The following is a 22,160-nucleotide window of genomic DNA, read 5'->3' on the forward strand; positions in this document are numbered from 1 at the left end:
TTTGCATTCATGCCGAGTTATTGGTAGAATACATTTGGTTAATTGAGAAAACTTGGAGGTGCTCTTATGTCATCAATCGTAGTAGTTGGGACACAATGGGGAGACGAAGGTAAAGGTAAGATTACGGACTTTTTAGCAGAACAAGCAGATGTGATTACACGTTTTTCAGGTGGTAATAACGCAGGTCACACAATTAAGTTTGACGGTGAAACATACAAATTGCATTTAGTGCCATCTGGTATTTTCTACAAAGAGAAGTTGTCTGTTATCGGTAATGGTGTTGTTGTAGACCCAGTTGCATTATTAAAAGAATTAGATGCTTTGAATGAACGTGGTATTGCAACAGATAATTTACGTATTTCAAACCGTGCACACGTTATCTTACCTTACCATCTGAAACAAGATGAGCTTGAGGAAGCACGTCGTGGCGATAATAAAATCGGTACAACGAAAAAAGGTATTGGCCCAGCATACGTAGACAAAGCACAGCGCATTGGTATCCGTATGGCAGATCTTTTAGACAAAGAAGTATTTGAGAAGCGTTTAAAAGAAAATTTGGCATACAAAAACGATTATTTCAAAGGTATGTTTAATGAGACAGCACCAACGTTTGAAGAAATTTTTGAAGAATATTACGCAGCTGGTCAACGTTTAGCGGCATATGTAACAGATACAGCTAAAGTTTTAGATGATGCATTCGTTGCGAAAGAGCGAGTTCTTTTTGAAGGTGCACAAGGTGTTATGTTGGATATTGACCATGGTACTTATCCATTTGTTACGTCAAGTAATCCGATTGCAGGGAATGTAACAGTAGGTGCTGGTGTAGGACCAACAAACGTATCTAAAGTTGTAGGTGTATGTAAGGCCTATACATCACGTGTTGGAGATGGTCCATTCCCGACAGAGTTATTTGATGAAGATGGTCATCATATTCGTGAGGTTGGTCGTGAGTACGGTACAACAACAGGACGTCCACGTCGTGTTGGTTGGTTTGACTCAGTTGTATTACGTCATTCTCGTCGTGTAAGTGGTATTACAGACTTATCTATTAACTCAATCGATGTTTTGACTGGTTTAGATACAGTTAAGATTTGTACAGCTTATGAGTTAGATGGCAAAGAAATTACAGAGTATCCAGCAAACTTAAATGACTTAAAACGTTGTAAACCTATTTTTGAAGAGTTACCAGGCTGGACAGAAGATATTACAAACGTACGTACACTAGACGAATTACCAGATAATGCGCGTCGTTATTTAGAGCGTATTTCAGAACTATGTAACGTACATATTTCGATCTTCTCAGTAGGTCCAGATCGTAATCAAACTAATGTTGTAGAGCAATTATGGGTATAATATAAATGTGTGGTAAGTCTACCGGCAATACTGCGGGTAGACTTACTTTTGGAAAGCTTGAGGTTTTATTATCTCAGGCTTTTTGATTCTATATTTTTTATGGTGGAATGGCATGACTTAGCCATTCTGCCTTTTTCTTTTTAGTATGCAAAAAGCGTACAATCACATGACTGTACGCTAAATAAAAGGCGGCTATTTAACCTAACTGGAACTACAATATAAACAAGACTAAACTCTTTTCACTACAGAAGATGAACAGCCTAACATCCCAGTTTTTTGATATAAAAATCTACTTACATATTTACTACCTAACGTACTTAAGTCATAAATATGTAAATAGATTCGCTTTAATGAATATCGCGTTTTTTATGATTACCGCCACGAACTTCTGATACATTACCGATAGAAAGAAAGGCACGGTCATCAATTTCCATAACAATGTCTTTTAACTTAGCCTCTTCAAGACGTGTAATTACACAAAAGATAACACGCTTATCTTCGCCTGTATAAGCACCTTCACCTTTTAAATAAGTAACGCCACGACCGAGACGTGAATTGATGGCTTCACCAATATCTTTATATGAATCGCTGATAACCCATACGGATTTGGATTCATCAAAACCAAGAAGTACGGTATCAATCATTTTAGATGCAATGAAATAAGCAACAACACTGAAAAGTGCATTTTCCCATGTGAAGACAAAGCCTGCCGCTGCAAAGATGAAAAAGTTGATAATCATCACGATTTCACCTACAGAGAAAGGGACTTTATTTTGCACGAGAATAGATAATATTTCAGTACCATCAAGCGATCCACCATATCTCAACACAATTCCGACACCAATACCAAGTACAGCACCACCAAAAATAGTGACTAAGAACTTCTCGTCAATTACTGGATCAATCGGATGGAGCAGTACGGTAGAGATAGATAAAATAGTAATTGCATAAATAGTAGAAATAGCAAATGTTTTCCCTATCTGTTTATACCCTAAAAAGAAGAAGGGTAGGTTTAATACAAAGATAAAAAGCCCAAGATTGAATCCTGTGAGATGAGATAGAATGATTGAAATACCGACAATTCCACCATCAAGCAAATGATTGGGTACTAGGAAGAGTTCTAAAGCCACGCCCATAAGTACGGCACCAAGCGTAATAAAGAAAAATCTTTTGATAAAATAGCTTGTACGACGCGGTTTTTCTTTCCTATAAGATACAGTTTGTTGTTCTGTTACATCCATAAATTGTCCCCCTTTTAATCGTATACAAAAAATTATACAAAAAAATATAAAAAAATCTTGTCAACAGCATAAGACGATGCTATAATAATTTTTGTGTTAAAGAACGGCTCCTTGGTCAAGCGGTTAAGACACCGCCCTTTCACGGCGGTAACACGGGTTCGAGTCCCGTAGGAGTCACCATGTGATGGTCCCGTAGTGGAGCGGTTTAACACGCCTGCCTGTCACGCAGGAGATCGCGGGTTCGATTCCCGTCGGGACCGCTAATTGCTCACCCAATCGGGTGAGCTTTTTTTATTATATGAAAATATAAAGTTTTATGGCTTTAATTTTGAGTCATTTTAAGATATCACTACACATAGGCGCGTTATGTCTCCTTTAATTTGGGTTTCGGCACTTAAAATTATAGAGGCATGAGCGCTTTTTGCATACTAAAAAGCAAAAGGCAGAATGGCTGAGTCATGCCATCCCACCATAAAAGATGTAGAGCCTATTTTAGGGTTTCCCTACTAAAAACCAAAATATCAAAACTGATAAAATAGCGCACTTGAAGAAAAAATAAATGCACTAAAAATACTCTCTGGAGACGGAAGTAAATAACGCAAAGTGGCAATCACTAAAACCTCTATTAAGCCAAATTTACACCAATCAATAAATCTATCCATAAAATACCCCTTACTGATAACCCCAACCAGTACTACTTAAAACATACTTGCCTGCCGCACCTTTTTTGGAGTTGTTGATAATTTGTGTCTTTTACAGGAATGGCATAGATGATACAAAGGTAAAAGGATAGAATTCGCAGTATAGAAATGATACATTATAAGGTATAGGATTGTGAGCTTGAGACGATATTTAGTGATTGTCAGATGAGGAATTATGGATGTCTCAACTCCATAATGTTGTACTAATTAAGAAATGAGGTTATGCTTTATGGCGAAAAAAGTAGTTGTAGTAGACGATGAAAAACCCATTGCAGATATACTTGAGTTTAACTTAAAAAAAGAGGGCTATGATGTATTCGTGGCATATGATGGGGACGATGCAGTGGAATTAATCTATGCACAAGAACCAGATATTGTTTTGCTTGATATTATGTTACCAGGTCGAGACGGTATGGAAGTCTGCCGTGAAGTGCGCAAAAAGTTTGATATGCCGATTATTATGCTGACAGCAAAAGATTCTGAGATTGACAAGGTATTAGGACTTGAGTTAGGTGCAGACGATTATGTCACGAAGCCATTTAGTACACGGGAATTGATTGCGCGTGTTAAAGCGAACTTACGTCGTCATCATGCACAGCCAAGCGTTGACAGTAACCAAAAATCTAATGAGATTGCGATTAAAGATATCGTTGTGTATCCAGATGCTTATTCGATTAAAAAACGCGGAGAATCTATTGATTTGACGCACCGTGAGTTTGAATTGTTCCACTACCTTTCTAAACATATGGGGCAAGTCATGACACGTGAACACTTGCTTCAGACAGTATGGGGTTATGATTATTTCGGTGACGTACGTACAGTCGATGTGACGATTCGTCGTTTGCGTGAAAAAATTGAAGATGATCCGTCACATCCAGATTATATTGTGACACGTCGAGGTGTGGGATACTTCCTACAAAATCATGAATAGAGGGAAGTTACGTATATGAAGTGGTTAAAACAATTTCAATCTCTTCACACCAAGCTTGTTATTGTTTATGTTTTATTGATTATTATCGGAATGCAGATTATCGGCTTGTACTTTACAAATAGTCTTGAAAAAGAAATGACTGAGACATTCAAAACGAATATCTCACAAAATGCGAAACAGATTGAGTTGAGTATAGAAAGAATATATGCAGAAGGGGACAACACGACTAATACACAGAAAGAAATTCAAAACTTACTTAACGAATATGCGAATCGTAATGAAATGATTGAGATTAGGTTTATTGATACAGATCAAATCATCGTCGCAACTTCAAAACAATCCAATCGTCACTTAATTAATCAAAAAGCGAATAACAGTGCAATTCAAAAAGCGTTGTCACTTCGTCAATCAAACTCAGATATTGTCTTGAAAGATTACGGTGAGGGAAAACAACGTGTATGGATTAAAAACATGCCAGTGATGACGAGTAAGGGCTTGATTGGTAATATTTATATTGAATCGAATATTAACCAAGTATACGACCAACTGAGCGATATCAACCAGATTTTCATCGTTGGGACAGGTATTTCATTGATTATTACGGTAATTCTAGGATTTTTTATTGCACGCACAATCACAAAACCTATCACTGATATGCGTAACCAGACAGTCGAGATGTCCAAAGGGAATTATACGCAACGTGTGAAGATCTACGGGAATGATGAGATTGGTGAACTTGCGCTTGCATTCAACAATCTATCTAAACGTGTACAAGAGGCGCAAGCGAACACTGAGAGTGAAAAGCGCCGTCTTGATTCGGTTATCCGACATATGAGTGACGGTGTTATTGCAACGGATAGACGTGGACGCATTAAGATTATTAACGATATGGCTTTGAAAATGCTCGGTAAGCCGAAAGAGGATGTAGAAGGTGGCTTTATCTTTGATGTTCTCGATTTGAATGATGAGTTGAGTTTAGAAGAATTGAATGAGAATAACGATAGCTTAATTATAGATATTAACGAAGAAGATGGTATTATTGCACGTTTGAACTTTAGTACCATTGTTCAAAACACGGGATTTGTGAATGGTTACATTGCTGTATTACATGACGTTACTGAACAACAACAAATTGAACGTGAACGTCGCGAGTTTGTTGCGAATGTATCACATGAGTTGCGCACACCACTAACTTCTATGAATGGCTATATTGAAGCGCTAGAACAAGGTGCATGGCAAGATGAAACAATTGCTCCTCAATTTTTGTCAGTGACACGTGAAGAGACAGAACGTATGATTCGATTGGTGAATGATTTATTACACTTGTCAAAAATGGATAATAAGTCTGAGCAGGTAACGAAAGAGATTGTGGACTTTAATATGTTCATCAATAAAATCATTAATCGTCACGAAATGTCTGCGAAGAATACGGTCTTTGTGCGTGATATTCCACGAGAGACGATATTTACAGAGATTGATCCGGATAAGATGACACAAGTGTTCGACAATGTCATTACGAATGCGATGAAATATTCACGTGGCGAGAAGCGGGTAGAGTTCCATGTGAAACATAATCCAGTACATCAACGATTAACAGTGCGCATTAAGGATAATGGTATTGGTATTCCAGTCAACAAGGTAGATAAAATATTTGATCGCTTTTTCCGAGTAGATAAGGCACGTACACGTAAAATGGGTGGTACAGGACTAGGCTTGGCGATTTCTAAAGAGATTGTTGAAGCACATGGAGGCCGCATATGGGCGAATAGTGTGGAAGGTCAAGGAACGTCTATCTTTATCATTTTGAAATGTGAAGCGATAGAAGATGGTGATTGGGATGAAAATTAAGGAATATGTCAAATCCGCAATTCTTTGTGCCCTAGTGTTCTCTAGCATTGTCTTAACATTACTCATTTGGAACTTTTCACCTGATTTGACAAACGTGGAAAATGAGCCCACTAAAGAAGTAAGTAAATCAATTGGACCACGTTTTGATGAGGAAATTAGTCAAGTAGTTGCGCCCTTACAGATGGTGCAAGTCCAAGGTATGAAAGTAGAAGGTATGCCTGCGACGTCAGAAGTGAATCATTTAACAGATGTTTTCCATAAACAGCAGGTTAAGAAAGTCGTGTATATTGAAAATGAGCAAGTATTGTTATTGCGAGAATTGAGTGATCATTTTGTTGTTTTAGACTACCCGACAGACATACCGCTGTCTATGTATTTGAGTGATGTATTGGATTTACAAGCAAAGGTACCTAGCCAGTTTAAGTTTGATCGGCTAATCTATGACATAGATGAGACAGATGATCTCGTGGTCTACGCGATTGATGCTGAGCGACATCGTGCAGTGAAGATGACTACAACAGTGAAAGTAGAGAGTATCAAAACACATCTAAAAGAATTGAAAACAGCATTGCGTCCGTACATGAATATTTCAACGAATGAAGATACGGTTAATAAAGCAACCTATATTTATGCGCAAAAAAATCCTGAGAACCTCAAAACATATCGCACTATTTTTAATCATATCAATGTAGAAGATTTGAATGCGATTTTATTTGATGATACACCCATTGTACGTACGACAAAGAGTGGTAATACAATTTATAATAATAATACGGGTGTTGTTAACTATGATCCTGATAGTAAAACATATCATTATACGAACTTATCAGAAGATGAACGCAGTACTCGCGATATGAATATTAGTATTCCAAGGACATTTGATTATATTAACGAACATGGTGGTTTTACGGATGATTTTCGACTCTTTCAATCGAATAGTCATCAAGGATTGATTACGTATCAGATGTTTTTGAATGGACGCCCTATCTTTTATCCGAACGAACTGAATCAGATTCATGTCAGCTGGGGAGAACACGGCATTTTTGAATACAGTCGTGGTCTGTTGAAGACGAATGTCACAATCGACAACGGTCAAAAGGCTAAGCGTCTACCGACAGCTGAAGATGTTCGCGCTTCATTAGCAAGTAATAGTACGATTGATTTCAGAAAGGTCGAACAGCTGGTGGTAGGTTATCGAATGGTACCTGAAAAAGAACCTGATGATCGCTTGGAAATCCAGGTGAACAGTCAATTTGAACCTACTTGGTATATCAAACACGCTGGCACATGGTATGAATATAACGATGGGGAGTTGATAGAGCAATGAATTGGAAACGTGCACAAACTCTATTCATCATCGTATTTTTCTTAATCAATGTATGCCTTGTGCTCGTGTACGTTGATAAATACAACAAATCAAAAGTAAACCCATCATCCAATGATAATCATGTTAATTTTGACCAAGAAAATATTAAGTTGCCGAAAAATATGCCAGATGTTAGCAACGTGAAAATGCAACTGATTACTGCACGTTCACGTAACTTTGAGGAAGAAGTGGAACGCGAGAGCGATGTGAGTCAGAGTACGAATAGTTATATGCTGACGAAAGAAGTGAACGAAGATGTGAATGTCAAAGTCGATCCGATATCACATCTTAAACCCTATATTAATACGAATGTTTACAAAGGTGATGAATATCAGTACCATGAAACGAAAGGAAACGAGATTGCATATGAACAGACATATGAAGGTTTTCCAATAATGAATAATGAGCGTGCGGCGTTAACGTTTGTGGTGAGTGACAATCGTGTTAAATCCTATAAGCAATCAGCAATGGAAGACATCCGTCCGTCTAGAGGAGCGAATAATCAGCGCTATAAAGTAATCAGTGCGCACGAAGCGTTAGAAGCGCTTTACTATAACCAATACCTCAAAGAAGGCGATGAAGTTAAGAATATGCGATTGGGCTATTACACAGTTGTAAAAGAGACCAATTTACAAGTGCTCCAAGCGAACTGGGAGATTCAGGTTAAGCAAGGAAACCGGATGAAAACATATTATGTAGAAGCAGTGTCGGCTAATCCTAAAATTATAGAACAGTAGAAAGGGTGGTCGCTTGATACGAATGAGCGTACTCGCAAGTGGCAGTACAGGAAATGCCACTTATATAGAAAATGAAAAAGGCAGTTTACTTGTTGACGTTGGCCTAACAGGTAAAAAAATGGAAGGTTTATTTGAACAAATAGACCGCAAAATTGAAAATCTAAACGGTATTCTTATCACACATGAACATAGTGATCATATTAAAGGACTGGGTGTGATTGCACGTAAATACGGTCTGCCGATTTACGCTAATGAAAAAACGTGGACATGTATTGAAAAGAAGGACAGTAAGATTCCAAACGCACAAAAATTCATCTTTAACCCGTATGAAACGAAGTCAATTGCTGGATTTGATATCGAGTCTTTTAATGTTTCACACGATGCGATTGATCCACAATTCTACATCTTTCATAATGATTATAAGAAGTTGACACTTATTACGGATACAGGCTACGTGTCAGACCGTATGAAAGGTATGATACGTGGAAGTGATGCATTCGTATTCGAAAGTAACCATGATGTAGATATGTTGAGAATGGGACGCTATCCGTGGAAGACGAAGCAACGTATCTTGAGTGATATGGGACATGTCTCTAACGAAGATGCGGCATATGCGATGAGAGACGTTATTACAGGGCAAACGAAGCGTATTTACTTATCGCATCTATCGCAGGACAACAATATGAAAGACCTAGCACGTATGAGTGTGGGGCAAATTTTGCAGGCACATGATATCGATACGGTCAACGAAGTGAAGTTGTGTGATACAGATAAAGAACAAGCAACACCGATTTATACATTATAAGAAAAGCTTTATAAATTTGAGTTAAGGTCGTGAACCGCGCCAATTATGGTGTGTCTTCATGACCTTTTTTATTGTATAGTAGAAACATCAAAGTAGAATGAATAAATGTACAGTGTATGCATCAATTTATCCACAAAGATGTGCACAAAATATATAGTAGAAATCATTATCCACATGTTAATAAAGTGTTTACCAACAAAGTTACCCACATATACACAGAGTTATACACAAAAATTGTCAAAAAAAGCGCAATATGATTATAGGTAACGATGTATATCGTGTATAAATAGAGCGTGTTATGTGAATAAGTTAATAACATGTGGATAACTTTAATACGAGTCATAAAGGAGTATGTCATGAAAATTACAGTCATTGCAGTTGGAAAGCTAAAAGAAAAATATTGGAAACAAGCCATGGCAGAATACGAAAAACGTCTTGGTGCTTATACAAAAATTGAAGTAGTCGAAGTGCCAGATGAAAAAGCGCCTGAGACGATGAGTGATAAAGAAATCGAACAAGTCAAATATAAAGAAGGGCAACGTATTCTAGCTAAAATCAAACCACAATCCACAGTCATCACATTAGAAATTCAAGGCAAGATGTTGAGCTCAGAAGCATTGGCACAGGAAATACAGCAACGCATGACACGTGGTACAAGCGACTTCACGTTTGTTATCGGTGGATCTAATGGTTTACATCAAGAGGTTACGCAACGCAGCAATTATGCCTTATCATTCAGCAAAATGACTTTTCCACATCAGATGATGCGCGTCATTTTGTTAGAGCAAGTGTATCGCGCATTTAAAATCATGCGTGGGGAAAGTTATCATAAGTGATGCGGTTTTTGTATATATATTAAGTGTTTGAGTAGTGAAGTTATCTAAGATTTTAGGTAACTTCACTTTTTTTTCAAAATTTTTTCATTGAAAGAATTTTTATTTTGTGGAATAGTTGTAGCGAGAATTGCTCGGAAGCATTTTAAGGGTAAACGGGTCCATCACATAGAAGAAATTCCCTTGTCTTATATAGTCAAATTCATGAGCGTTCGTCTTTCCAATGTACCTATAATGTTTTGCATTCATAATTTGACGGAAATTATGATGCACTATGCCACCTGCTGAATCATCCTCGTTTATAGTCCAAAATTCCAATCTACTGAAACATATCATTTTTTAACATATATTCACTTAATCAATATGCGAAAAAACTATTCAAAATTAAGTTAGTAAAGGGGTTAATCAAAATGAAAAAAGAGAAACGTTTAGATCTTATATTAACAGCAATACAGGAAAATAATTTTAGTAAAAAACAACAAATAGTAGATTACATGATGAAACATTTTGGTGTTTATTATAGCTTAACTACGATATCACGTGACTTAAAAGAATTAGATGTTTACAAAATTCCTGTTGAAAACAATAAGTATATTTATAAGAAAATGAATAAAAACAAGCAATTAGATGCTAGAAAGCATTTAGAAGCATACAGAGATGAAATACTTAAGATTACGATTATAAAAAGTTATGTATTGATAAAAACATCGCCGGGATTTGCCCAAAGTATCGGCTATTATATAGATCAATTGCAGATAAAAGAAATCATAGGAACAATAGGCGGCAATGATGCACTCATGGTTTTAACAGCATCTAGCGAGATGGCGCAATATGTTTATTATCAATTATTACATACAGCATCAGAAACCCAAAATTAACACGACTGATTACTAATGCAAAAAAATGAATAAAAAACTTTTTATTCTACAAACTAAAGCGCAATAAAGATAAATGTATAAATAATTCTCTAGTTTATAAGGATCAAATGTATATTTAGACACTTTTTTGTATTGAATAAGCCTAAGTATGTGAAATACTTAACATTCTGTTCGTGAAATACGTCTCATCTAGTTCTTTGAAAGCGCTTTATAATGACGGTGTAATAAAGCGAAGGAGGAATTAGAAATGGTACAAGGACCCATTCAAGTTAACAGTGAGATTGGAAAGTTGAAAACAGTGTTGTTAAAAAGACCTGGGAAAGAATTAGAAAATCTAGTGCCTAATCATCTAAGTGGTTTACTGTTCGATGATATTCCTTATTTAAAAGTTGCACAAGAAGAGCATGATAACTTTGCTCAAACTTTAAGAGATGAAGGAATCGAAGTAGTGTATCTAGAAAAACTTGCAGCCGAAGCAATTTCTGAACCAGACGTTCGTGAACAGTTTATCGATGATATTTTAGCAGAATCTCAAAAAACGGTACTAGGTCACGAAACGGAACTCAAAGAATACTTTTCTAAACTGTCAGACCAAGATTTAGTTAATAAAATTATGGCTGGCGTACGAAAAGAAGAGATTCAACTTGAAACAACACACTTGGTAGAGTATATGGACGATAGATATCCATTTTACTTAGACCCAATGCCAAACCTTTATTTTACAAGAGACCCACAAGCTTCTGTAGGTAGAGGTATGACAATTAACAGAATGTTTTGGAGAGCACGTCGCAGAGAATCCATTTTTATGACATATATTTTAAAACATCATCCACGTTTTAAAAATGAAGATGTGCCAGTATGGTTAGATCGTAATTCACCATTCAATATTGAAGGTGGCGATGAATTAATACTCTCTAAAGAAGTATTAGCGATTGGTATATCAGAGCGAACATCAGCGCAAGCAATCGAGAAATTAGCACGTAATATTTTTAAAGATCCAACAACAACTTTTAAAAAAATTGTTGCTATTGAAATACCGAACACACGTACATTTATGCATTTAGATACGGTATTAACGATGATTGACTATGATAAGTTTACGGTTCATGCGGCAATTTTTAAAGAAGAAAATAACATGAATATCTTTACGATAGAACCAGACACGCATAAAGGCGATATTAAAATCACACGTTCTAGCAAGCTACGTGAAACACTTGCTGAAGTGCTAGGTTTAGAAAAAGTTGAATTTATTCCAACAGGTAATGGTGACATCATTGATGGTGCACGTGAGCAATGGAACGATGGTTCAAACACGTTGTGTATCCGTCCAGGAGTCGTTGTGACTTATGACCGCAACTATGTATCTAACCAACTGTTACGTGACAAAGGCATTAAGGTAATTGAAATTACTGGTAGTGAGCTTGTACGTGGACGCGGAGGCCCAAGATGCATGAGTCAACCACTAGTTAGAGAAGACCTTTAATTAAAAAATATTAGTAGTGGTAAAAATCATAATCAGCGCATTCATTACGATCAATGATAAGATTTTTACCATCACTTTTAGGGGAAATTAATATGAACGAAAAAAAGTTAGGTAAAACTTCCTTAATTGGTCTAGTCATCGGCTCTATGATTGGTGGTGGCGCATTCAATATTATTTCGGATATGGGTGGCCAAGCTGGTGGACTAGCTATTATTATTGGCTGGATAATTACCGCCATTGGAATGATTTCTCTTGCCTTTGTGTTTCAAAACTTAACTAACGAGCGACCAGACCTTGATGGTGGGATTTATAGTTATGCACAAACAGGATTTGGTGATTTTATTGGCTTCTCAAGTGCTTGGGGCTATTGGTTTGCCGCATTTCTTGGGAACGTAGCCTATGCAACATTACTCATGTCAGCTGTTGGGAACTTTTTCCCAATATTTAAGGGCGGCAACACACTACCAAGTATTATCGTAGCGTCATTTTTACTGTGGGGCGTACACTTTCTTATTCTTAGAGGTGTAGAGACTGCCGCATTTATTAACAGCATCGTGACTGTAGCTAAGTTGATGCCTATATTCTTAGTCATTATTTGTATGATCGTCGTATTTAACTTTGACACTTTTAAATCTGGTTTTTACGGTATGGCTAGTGGAAGTGTAGGTATATTTAGTTGGGGTGACACAATGTCACAGGTTAAAAGTACGATGCTAGTAACTGTCTGGGTATTCACGGGTATTGAAGGCGCTGTCGTCTTTTCAGGACGTGCAAAATCTAAGAAAGATGTTGGAACAGCTACGGTTATCGGTTTAGTTTCAGTACTCATCATTTATTTCCTAATGACTGTATTAGCACAAGGTGTGATTCAACAAAGTGAAATTTCAAAACTTGCGAGTCCATCAATGGCACAAATATTAGAACATATTGTAGGTCATTGGGGTTCCATATTTGTCAACATAGGGTTAATTATATCTGTGTTAGGAGCTTGGCTTGGATGGACGTTGTTAGCCGGTGAATTGCCATTCATCGTAGCTAAAGACGGTCTTTTCCCTAAATGGTTTGCCAAAGAAAATAAAAATAAAGCACCGATTAATGCATTGATTATTACAAATATTTTAGTGCAAATATTTTTAATCAGTATGCTTTTTACAGACAGTGCTTATCAATTTGCATTTTCACTTGCTTCAAGTGCAATTTTAATTCCATATACACTCAGTGCATTTTATCAAGTGAAGTATACTGCCCAACATAAGAATAAAGCGAACTTAAAGCAGTGGGTAATAGGTATTGTTGCTTCTATTTATACAATTTGGTTAGTCTATGCAGCTGGGTTAGATTACTTATTATTAACGATGCTCTTATATATACCAGGATTGTTTGTATATAGTTATGTGCAACGGGATAATAAGAAACGTTTAACAAAATTGGATTATACATTATTTATAGTGATTATTGTACTGGCAATAATTGGAACGATTCGTTTGCTTACAGGTAATATTTCTGTATTTTAAGTTATGATTTAATCCAATCATTTTGAGGGGTTTATAGTTATGTACAAAGAAAAAGTTTACATTAAAAACTCAGATAATGGGTTTGACAGTAATGTTAGACAACTAGCATCATACTTAAATATTCCTGTTAGTATTATTAAACCGTATAAAGAAAAATTAACACTGTATCAATATAAAAAAGGGCAAGTGATATATTATTCAACCAATCAAATCCAGTCAGTTTATTTTCTGGTGAATGGGTGCGTCTTACATGGGACCTCTAATGCAAATGGGGACAATTATTTAAGATTAAATAAAGCAGAAACTTTATTCCCAATGAACCGTTTGTTTAGTGAAACGTCATCATCTTATGAAGTTTGTGAAGCATTGACAGATTGTAAGGTCATGACTTTCCCGACAGAATTACTTGAATATTTATGTAGGAAGCACGAGCGTATTTTCCAAAGTCTTTTTACAAAACTAAATGAGACGATTCAATTTCAAGTTGAATATAGTATAGCGTTAAGAACAAGCTCAGCAAAAGAGCGACTTGAACAAATACTAAAACTGATATGTCTCACAATAGGCGAAGATAATGGAGAATTTTATGAAATAAAAGAGATTATGACTGTTCAATTATTAAGTGATTTGTCTGGACTTTCTCGGAGAACTACTGGAGAAATCGTTAAAGAATTAAAAGAAAAAGGCATGATCTTTCAAGATAAAAAAACTTGGATTATCAAAAAATCTTTTTAACAAAAAGGAGATTAAAACATGAAAAACTTAAGAAATAGACACTTTTTAACATTATTAGATTTCTCACAAAATGAAATGAAATTTTTGCTTGATTTAGCTGAAGATCTCAAGCGTGCAAAATATGCAGGCATAGAACAACAAACATTGAAAGGCAAAAATATTGCGCTTATTTTTGAAAAAGACTCAACACGTACTCGATGTGCATTTGAAACAGCAGCGTACGATCAAGGCGCACATGTTACTTACCTTGGTCCAACCGGCTCACAAATGGGTAAAAAGGAATCTACCAAAGATACAGCGCGTGTATTAGGTGGCATGTATGACGGTATTGAATACCGTGGTTTCTCACAACGCGTGGTAGAAGACTTAGCAGAATATTCAGGTGTGCCAGTATGGAATGGCTTAACAGATGAAGACCACCCAACACAAGTACTCGCTGACTTTTTGACTGCTAAAGAAGCTCTGAACAAACCATATAGTGACATGAACTTCACATACGTTGGAGATGGACGTAACAATGTAGCCAATGCCTTAATGCAAGGTGCTGCAATTATGGGCATGACGTTCCATCTTGTCTGTCCAAAAGCATTAAATCCAACAGATGACTTATTAAGCCGATGCAAAGAGATTGCCGCAAAAAACGGGGGTGAAATTCTCGTAACAGATGATATCGATGAAGGCGTAAAAGGTTCTGACGTCATTTATACAGATGTTTGGGTATCTATGGGCGAACCTGACGAAGTTTGGGAACAACGTATTAAATTGCTAGAACCATATCGTGTGACTAAAGAACTTATGGAAAAAACTGGCAACCCAAATACAATCTTTGAACATTGTTTACCATCATTCCATGATACGGAAACAACAATTGGTAAACAAATTCAAGAAAAATATGGTCTGACTGAAATGGAAGTAACTAATGAAGTATTTGAAAGTGAACAATCAGTTGTTTTCCAAGAAGCAGAAAATAGAGCACATACTATTAAAGCTGTTATGGTCGCAACACTAGGCGAATAGAGGAAAGGAGAGCCTACAGATGTCAAAAATTGTTGTAGCTTTAGGTGGTAACGCTTTAGGTCAATCGCCAACTGAACAATTGGATTTATTGAAAGGGACAGCGCAATCATTAGTCAGCTTAATCGATAAAGGGCATGAAGTGGTAGTAAGTCATGGTAACGGGCCACAAGTCGGAAGCATTAACTTAGGCTTAAATTATGCAGCTGAACATAAACAAGGTCCCCCATTTCCATTTCCTGAATGTGGGGCGATGAGTCAAGCGTATATTGGCTATCAAATGCAAGAAAGCCTACAAAATGAACTGCATTCAAGAGGCATAAACAAAGAAGTTGTGACGTTAGTGACGCAAGTTGAAGTTGCAGCGGATGACCCAGCCTTTAACAATCCAACGAAACCGATTGGCTTATTTTATACAAAAGAACAAGCAGATAAAACAATGCAAGAAAAAGGCTATACGTTTGTTGAAGACGCTGGGCGTGGTTATCGTCGTGTTGTTCCTTCACCACAACCTATCAATATCGTTGAACTAGACAGTATTGAAACGTTAATTACACGCGGAACATTAGTTATCGCAGCTGGTGGCGGTGGCATCCCAGTTGTGAAAGAAAACGAGCATTATAAAGGCGTTGATGCAGTAATTGATAAAGATAAAACAAGTGCTTTATTAGCCGCGCATTTACAATCTGATCAACTCATTATTTTAACAGCTGTTGATTACGTGTATATTAATTATGGCAAAAACAATCAAAAAGTACTTGAAACAGTAACTGTCGATGAAATGAAACAACATATCGCTGATGGCCAATTTGCGAAAGGAAGTATGCTTCCAAAAGTCGAAGCAGCGCTACAATTCCTTGAGAAAAAACCTGAGGGCAGTATCCTAATCACCTCTCTTGCCAATTTAGGTGATGCACTTGATGGCAAAGTTGGTACAGTTATTAAAAACTAACATTAAATGTTATAAATACAACATATTAAAATAAGTAGTGAAGCAATCTACGACGGTAGGTCACTTCACTACTTTTAATGGTTTGAATTAATTTTAATTGTATAGAGAAGGAGCTTGAGTATTCTTAGGTATGAGAGTGTTAGTACGCTACTTTTTTTACAGATTAATTAGAGGTCTACATCTTCAATGCTTATGCTTAAATTATCAAGGCGTTCATTTAAACTTGGGTGACTTGATAGAGCGCTTCGTTTTTTAAAGTCAAATATATCTAAAGTAATAAATTTTTGAAATGCACTTTTTATGTCTGAATGATCAATATAATTTGAAGCATAAGAATCACACTTTAATTCAAGGTGTCTCTTATATTTAAAGTTAAGTCCGATACCTAAAAAGTATATAGATACGAATAATACAATCGTCATAATTAAATATAAGGCATTAGTAGGTAATTGAACTATGGGTATAATTATAAAGAAAATAAAAGGTATTACCGTAAATGCGCTTAATGATGCTAGATGCATTTTGAGTGAATCATTGTCTTTTATATGACTATATTCATGTAATATAAAAAATCTAAGCTCATCTTTGGAAAGTTTATTAATTAATGAACTATCAATAAATATAGCGGATTTCTTCTTTTTTACTGCAAATAAATTAGGTTTAAATGGCATATCCACAGAATATAAATGTACTTCTTTATTTGCTAATTCTGGAATGTTGTTTTCTACAAATTCATTTGATAATTCTTTTTTGTTTGGAAAAATTAATCCAATATGCGGTTTTAAGAACGCATAAACAAATAGGCCTAAAGAAAATGCAAAAAAGTATCTTATTAAATTGTCATTGATAAAAGTGAAATTTAAAATATTAACTTTTAATAATATAGCAATCACAAAAAGTAATAGTGAAATGATTCTCATATATATCAAATCCTTTAACTTAGTTATCGCATATTTTTCTAGACCACCTGTTATAACAAATAAGATGAATAGACAAGAAATTAATAGTTATGAAGTATTATCGATCTAAGTTGTTTAAAACATATGTGACGTCTAGAGATGTTTTAGACTATCTATTAAACCTTGATGAAAAGCTTTATAAGGTCTATATGCTTGTTCAAGAACTTAGAGAAGCATTGAAACAATATGATTGGTTACGATTTACCCTATGCCAAGTTGAGAAGAAGAATGTATCAGCCGGTGTGTGGCGTGACGTTCGATTCTACAAAAAGCACGGTTCCATTATTCGTTCAACAATCAATTATCCGCAGTTTAACAATAAGGTTAAGTTTATAAAATGAACAGCCCAAAAGAATAACCTATCTATTCATCTGCATTGGGATTTTTAACGAAACATAAATAGATAGGGAACCAACACTCCGCAGAATTATCCGCTTTTATTGCATCAGCATTCTCAATACAAATTTAAAGCTATCGCTCAAACTGTTTATCCATGTAAAATCCAAGGATAATCCCCAATGGTATTCCTAAAAATGGGGTAATAAATATACTCAATACAAAAGATGAAATAACTGATCCTATAATCACATTAGTATTAATTACTAATTCTGGAATTCTTGAAATTAATTCTTTAACCTTCATAAAATCCCCCTGTATTTTTAAAGTTCTTTTTGATTGATTACATACACTGACAAAGCATAAGGAATGATACAAATTCCTCTGCTTATTAAAGTATACAGACCGAGTATACCTAAACTTTCTTGTAATACCAAATTATTAATAACAGATGATATACTCTTTTAAAATCGAAAGTACCTTGTAAATCTATATCCTTTGCTACTGCAGCTGTAACATGAGGAACTGCTAAACTTGTTCCCCCTGATAATACAACGCCTTTAGGGAAAGATCTTCCACTCAAATTGCTAAGCACTGTTTTGTTAGTAGAATAGGTTAAAATATAGTTATCAATGGTGGGTAGAAATTAACACTTCCAATAGGAGCATATATATTTACATTAGAGCTATAATTAGTGCGCCATACAGATATAACATTAGGGTGATAGGAATATAATCCGTTTTAGAGGTGTCTATTCCATCATTACCAGCTGAAGACACCATAACAATATTTCTAGAAATTGCATAATCTATTACTTTTGTAAAAACTTCAATAGCAATTCTTTTCTCACACGTTATAACTACCATTGGCATCTTACTATCAACTAGTGATTCTCTGCTTTTAATTCTTCTTGGAGTTTACCTAGATGTCTCAACGTTGGTGTTAATGCTGCAAAGAAAAAGCCTTCTTTCAGTTTACGTGCTTGTGGTGATTGATAGGCATATGCTTTTGAGCCACCATTAACCATCGATGCTTGATTCACGTCAAGCAACAAATAGCCAGCTCTTTTCTTTAGCGCAATCAGTGTCTCAAAGTACTTCTGTAAGTCCTTTTTATTTAATATATCATAAAAATATTGCCTAATTTGATTGTATTGTTTTTCAAATCCTTGCACATCGTACTCCAGATATTGATTAATGCCGTTTTGTGCATGAGAGAATTGGTGGATTAAATCAAGCGATGCACGAATGGCACCTAATGCGATTGGAATCTGTAATGCGACAAATTGTGGTCGTATTTGTGTTGCGAATGCCTTTGCATTGTGTGTGATAATATGTTCTGCTGGTATTAGGAGGTTGTGCAGTTCAATCGAAAATGTTGCTGAGCCGTTAACACCTAAAAAGTTAGACATTTCCTTCATTGTAATACCCGTTTGGTTGGCTTGAACGACAAACATGACAAGTTCATCAGATGATGTACTCTTAGAAATTGCGCCAAAATAATGATCAGATCCAATATTACTAATCGCAGGCAATCTACCATTCACAATGAGCTGTTGCTTTTCATCATAGTGATGCGACAGATTGAACGTCTCTAAATCATTAAATGACTTCATCGGATTTGATAATCCAGTTGCACCTAAAATGTTGCCTGATAATAATTGCTGCTGTAGATATTGATTGAAATAGGGTGCTTCCGCATTTTTTAAGTAAGTAGAAAACGCCAATTGACACCATAAGCAGAAACCAGTGGTCAAACAAGACTCGGATACTTGTTCAATAATTTCTGAGTTGCCTTTGATATCATCTTCTTTGAAATAGCCTTCTTTAAACAAAGTACTAATAAAGTCTTTCGGATAATATGAACCCTCATCAATTGCTACTAAATATGGTTTTAGTTTACCTTCAATATGTGTGTCTAAACTCATAAAATTCAACTCCTTCATTCGCCAAAACGTTTTAAGATTAATTTTTCAAAGTAACTAATAAAGCGATCAATTAAGAATCCGAATACACCAATAAAGAATATGGCAGCTAAAACGTCTTCCAGATTTAACATATTGCGTGAATCTATAATAAGGAAGCCAAGTCCTGACTGTGCGCCAATCATTTCACCGGATACTAAGAAAATCCAACTTGTACCGACTGCCATATGTATACCGCCCATAATATGTTTGAAAGCACCAGGAAATAGAATATTTTTGTACAATGACCAGCCTTTTAAGTTTAAATTAGACGCAATTTTTAAGTATTGAGGTTCAATATGTTTGATGCCTTTAATTGTATTAAAAACAATCGGGAAAAATGCGGCGATAAATATAATAGTAATGGCAGGTAAGCTCCCAACACCAAACCATAAAACGACAAATGGTGACCATGCAATAGGAGAGATAGGTCTTATTAATTGAAATAACGGTTCTATGGCATTAAATAATGAATGACTGCGACCTAATAAGAAGCCAATAGGTACGCCAAGAATAATGGCTAATACAAAACCCATAATAAAGCGATACAAGCTAATACTGAGGTGTGTGAATATCTCACCAGTGATAATGAAGTGCCATATACTTTTTAATACCAAAAATGGACTGGGTAAAAGAATTGGCTGATAGTGACCAACGATGATTACGAATTGCCATATTAATAGAAAAATAATAAAAGTAACGATTGGTAAGTACCATTTTTTAATATTAACGATCATTTCATTTATCCCTCCTTATACAACTTGGGATCAACAAAATCTTTATAAGTCGGTGCTTTGAAAAGCTTTTTCTCGTCTACTAATTGTTTAATTTTGTTATAACCCTTTTCGTTAATTGCTAAGTTACCGTAAGAAGTCCATTCAGCGGATTGTGATAAAACTTGTTTGTCTTGTTTAAAGTTTTTGTCCATAATTTCTATACTTTTATCTTTATCCTCCATTTGGAAACCAGCTTTTTTATAATCTGATATAAAATCTTGAATAACTGTCTGATGTTGATTGATGAGATCACTTCTAAGTACAAGTACGCAACAATAGGCATCTGGTATGATGTCATTCCCATGCAATAAAGTGTGGCCGCTTCCTAATTTTTCACCAAGTGCGCCAAATGGTTCTGCTACAGAATAGCCAGAAATGCTACCTTCATTTAGTGCAGCAGGCATTTCAGCTGGAGGCATTTCGTGATAACTGAAAGTATCTGAACTGAGTTTCATTTGTTTTCGCATTTCATCTAATAATAAATAATGTGTTGAATAACGATGTGGTATCGCAAAATGATAGGTTTTATGTTCGTGAAAATCTGACAGTCCTCCCCCTTTTTCTCCTATAACAACGTTACCTTCATGATGACCTAAAGCTACAGCCTTAATATCTGACCCTTTTTGTTTTGATTTCATCGCCAGTTCAATAAGTGTAGAAGCACCATCGATTTTGCCACTGTTCAAAGCATCCATCAGATCCGGCCAATTATTAAAACGTACTAATTTCAAGTTATAATTCGAGTTTTTCTCACTTTGTTGGATTTCTTTTGTCATCATCAAATTTGCTGAATGTGTGATGGGTAAGTAGCCAATCTTTATCGTTTGTTTTACATTTTTGTGATTCAGGCTATTTTTTTGTGTATTCAAGTTACAGCCAGAAAGGATAATAAGGAATATGAAAGTAAGCAAAATGAATCTTTTCAATCGTCTCAACTCCTTATAAATAGTATTCTGGTTCTGCCAAATGATGATTTAACGCAAATTTTTCCATAATGTCATTTCTAATTTTTAATAAATGGCTGTTATTACGATTACGAGGATGTGATTGTGCTATATGATATTGACTGAGAATATCACAACCATCTCCAAGCAATATAATGTCATCTGACAGATAAATGGCTTCATCTATATCATGTGTCACTAAAATGATTGTTGCCGTTGTTCTTTCTTTCAAAAGTATCAATTGATCTTGTAATTTATAACGCGTAAAAGCATCTAATGCGCCTAAAGGTTCATCCATGAGTATTACTTTCGGTTGATGAACTTGTGCCCGACAGAGTGCAACACGTTGTTTCATGCCACCCGACAATGCTTCTGGAAATAATAAGCCTTTATGATTTAAATCTACAGTTTGTAAATGTGTGTTTATTTCTTCATCGCTGATACGATGAGGTAAACCAAGACGTATATTGTCATTGATATTTTTCCATGGAAGCAAATTATGGTGCTGAAAGATCATCAAGCAATCCGGCGATGGGTCTTCTTTAACTTGACCACCAATCGTAACTTTTCCCGAAGTTGACTTTAAAAAGCCACCAATAATATTTAACAATGTGGACTTACCACAACCGCTTTTGCCTATTAATGTTACGACTTTACCTTTTTCTATTTTTAACTCGAAATCTTTAATAACAAGATTGTTATCAAATTGATGTTGGATATGATTAATGTGAATCATTAAAACACCTCGAATCTTATCGTGTTGAGTTCTAAACTGAAAGGGCTATGCAAGC

The 22,160-nt window shown here is 35.6% G+C and carries 21 protein-coding genes and 2 tRNA genes; 16 read left to right on the forward strand and 7 right to left on the reverse strand.

The window, feature by feature from the left end; translation table 11 throughout:
- Positions 1-66 precede the first annotated feature (66 nt).
- Positions 67-1,353 carry an adenylosuccinate synthase gene (locus NXS11_RS02895; protein WP_259198497.1) on the forward strand — a complete coding sequence of 429 codons (1,287 nt, stop codon included), beginning with the start codon at positions 67-69 and terminating at the stop codon, positions 1,351-1,353.
- Positions 1,354-1,700: 347 nt separating this feature from the next.
- Here the strand turns inward: NXS11_RS02895 and NXS11_RS02900 are convergent, their stop codons facing one another.
- The gene (locus NXS11_RS02900) at positions 1,701-2,594 is read right to left on the reverse strand and encodes a YitT family protein (RefSeq protein WP_259198498.1); all 894 of its coding nucleotides are present in this window, start codon (positions 2,592-2,594) and stop codon (positions 1,701-1,703) included.
- A gap of 105 nt (positions 2,595-2,699) precedes the next feature.
- On the opposite strand from NXS11_RS02900, the gene NXS11_RS02905 reads away from it, so the two are divergent.
- The 14 genes from NXS11_RS02905 to arcC all read left to right on the forward strand — a co-directional run bounded on the left by NXS11_RS02905 (position 2,700) and on the right by arcC (position 16,391).
- Positions 2,700-2,774: transfer RNA gene (locus NXS11_RS02905), tRNA-Glu, on the forward strand.
- A gap of 6 nt (positions 2,775-2,780) precedes the next feature.
- Positions 2,781-2,854, forward strand: a tRNA-Asp gene (locus tag NXS11_RS02910).
- 670 nt (positions 2,855-3,524) lie between these two features.
- Positions 3,525-4,226 carry a response regulator YycF gene (yycF, locus tag NXS11_RS02915; RefSeq protein ID WP_259198500.1) on the forward strand — a complete coding sequence of 234 codons (702 nt, stop codon included), beginning with the start codon at positions 3,525-3,527 and terminating at the stop codon, positions 4,224-4,226.
- A gap of 15 nt (positions 4,227-4,241) precedes the next feature.
- A complete protein-coding gene (gene walK / locus NXS11_RS02920; RefSeq protein WP_259198502.1) occupies positions 4,242-6,074 on the forward strand; it encodes a cell wall metabolism sensor histidine kinase WalK in 1,833 nt (610 codons plus the stop codon).
- On the forward strand, positions 6,064-7,401 hold the full coding sequence (locus tag NXS11_RS02925; protein ID WP_259198505.1) for a YycH family regulatory protein: 1,338 nt from the start codon (positions 6,064-6,066) through the stop codon (positions 7,399-7,401). The genes walK and NXS11_RS02925 overlap by 11 nt, the downstream gene beginning before the upstream one ends.
- Positions 7,398-8,177 carry a two-component system regulatory protein YycI gene (locus NXS11_RS02930; RefSeq protein WP_259198507.1) on the forward strand — a complete coding sequence of 260 codons (780 nt, stop codon included), beginning with the start codon at positions 7,398-7,400 and terminating at the stop codon, positions 8,175-8,177. The genes NXS11_RS02925 and NXS11_RS02930 overlap by 4 nt, the downstream gene beginning before the upstream one ends.
- A 22-nt stretch (positions 8,178-8,199) precedes the next feature.
- The gene (locus NXS11_RS02935; protein ID WP_259198510.1) at positions 8,200-8,982 is read left to right on the forward strand and encodes an MBL fold metallo-hydrolase; all 783 of its coding nucleotides are present in this window, start codon (positions 8,200-8,202) and stop codon (positions 8,980-8,982) included.
- A gap of 356 nt (positions 8,983-9,338) precedes the next feature.
- Positions 9,339-9,818: a 23S rRNA (pseudouridine(1915)-N(3))-methyltransferase RlmH gene (rlmH, locus tag NXS11_RS02940; RefSeq protein ID WP_259198512.1), complete on the forward strand. Its 480-nt coding sequence runs from the start codon at positions 9,339-9,341 to the stop codon at positions 9,816-9,818.
- A 407-nt stretch (positions 9,819-10,225) separates the two neighbouring features.
- The gene (locus NXS11_RS02945) at positions 10,226-10,693 is read left to right on the forward strand and encodes an arginine repressor (protein ID WP_259198514.1); all 468 of its coding nucleotides are present in this window, start codon (positions 10,226-10,228) and stop codon (positions 10,691-10,693) included.
- A gap of 247 nt (positions 10,694-10,940) precedes the next feature.
- Positions 10,941-12,176, forward strand: coding sequence for an arginine deiminase (gene arcA / locus NXS11_RS02950; protein ID WP_259198516.1), 1,236 nt, complete (start codon positions 10,941-10,943; stop codon positions 12,174-12,176).
- A gap of 92 nt (positions 12,177-12,268) precedes the next feature.
- The gene (gene arcD, locus NXS11_RS02955; protein WP_259198517.1) at positions 12,269-13,690 is read left to right on the forward strand and encodes an arginine-ornithine antiporter; all 1,422 of its coding nucleotides are present in this window, start codon (positions 12,269-12,271) and stop codon (positions 13,688-13,690) included.
- Between the two features lie 39 nt (positions 13,691-13,729).
- The gene (locus tag NXS11_RS02960) at positions 13,730-14,425 is read left to right on the forward strand and encodes a Crp/Fnr family transcriptional regulator (RefSeq protein ID WP_259198518.1); all 696 of its coding nucleotides are present in this window, start codon (positions 13,730-13,732) and stop codon (positions 14,423-14,425) included.
- Between the two features lie 18 nt (positions 14,426-14,443).
- Positions 14,444-15,442 (forward strand): ornithine carbamoyltransferase, encoded by a 999-nt coding sequence (gene argF, locus NXS11_RS02965; RefSeq protein WP_259198519.1) that lies wholly within the window; start codon positions 14,444-14,446, stop codon positions 15,440-15,442.
- 19 nt (positions 15,443-15,461) lie between these two features.
- Positions 15,462-16,391, forward strand: a complete 930-nt coding sequence (gene arcC, locus NXS11_RS02970; RefSeq protein WP_259198520.1) for a carbamate kinase — start codon at positions 15,462-15,464, stop codon at positions 16,389-16,391.
- A gap of 167 nt (positions 16,392-16,558) precedes the next feature.
- On the opposite strand, the gene NXS11_RS02975 is transcribed toward arcC, so the two are convergent.
- Positions 16,559-17,284 (reverse strand): M48 family metalloprotease, encoded by a 726-nt coding sequence (locus NXS11_RS02975; RefSeq protein WP_259198522.1) that lies wholly within the window; start codon positions 17,282-17,284, stop codon positions 16,559-16,561.
- Between the two features lie 116 nt (positions 17,285-17,400).
- On the opposite strand from NXS11_RS02975, the gene NXS11_RS02980 reads away from it, so the two are divergent.
- Positions 17,401-17,691 carry a hypothetical protein gene (locus tag NXS11_RS02980; protein ID WP_259198524.1) on the forward strand — a complete coding sequence of 97 codons (291 nt, stop codon included), beginning with the start codon at positions 17,401-17,403 and terminating at the stop codon, positions 17,689-17,691.
- A gap of 130 nt (positions 17,692-17,821) precedes the next feature.
- Here NXS11_RS02980 and NXS11_RS02985 read toward each other — a convergent pair whose 3' ends face one another.
- The 5 genes from NXS11_RS02985 to NXS11_RS03005 form a co-directional block, all read right to left on the reverse strand.
- Positions 17,822-17,992, reverse strand: a complete 171-nt coding sequence (locus NXS11_RS02985; protein WP_259198525.1) for a VraH family peptide resistance protein — start codon at positions 17,990-17,992, stop codon at positions 17,822-17,824.
- A gap of 577 nt (positions 17,993-18,569) precedes the next feature.
- Positions 18,570-19,613 (reverse strand): acyl-CoA dehydrogenase family protein, encoded by a 1,044-nt coding sequence (locus tag NXS11_RS02990; protein WP_259198526.1) that lies wholly within the window; start codon positions 19,611-19,613, stop codon positions 18,570-18,572.
- 14 nt (positions 19,614-19,627) lie between these two features.
- Positions 19,628-20,386 carry an ABC transporter permease gene (locus tag NXS11_RS02995; protein ID WP_259198527.1) on the reverse strand — a complete coding sequence of 253 codons (759 nt, stop codon included), beginning with the start codon at positions 20,384-20,386 and terminating at the stop codon, positions 19,628-19,630.
- Between the two features lie 5 nt (positions 20,387-20,391).
- Positions 20,392-21,351, reverse strand: a complete 960-nt coding sequence (locus NXS11_RS03000) for an ABC transporter substrate-binding protein (RefSeq protein WP_259198528.1) — start codon at positions 21,349-21,351, stop codon at positions 20,392-20,394.
- 13 nt (positions 21,352-21,364) lie between these two features.
- The gene (locus NXS11_RS03005) at positions 21,365-22,105 is read right to left on the reverse strand and encodes an ABC transporter ATP-binding protein (protein ID WP_259198531.1); all 741 of its coding nucleotides are present in this window, start codon (positions 22,103-22,105) and stop codon (positions 21,365-21,367) included.
- Between the last annotated feature and the right edge of the window lie 55 nt (positions 22,106-22,160).

This window comes from Staphylococcus americanisciuri, from assembly GCF_024814435.1.
Taxonomy (GTDB): domain Bacteria; phylum Bacillota; class Bacilli; order Staphylococcales; family Staphylococcaceae; genus Staphylococcus; species Staphylococcus americanisciuri.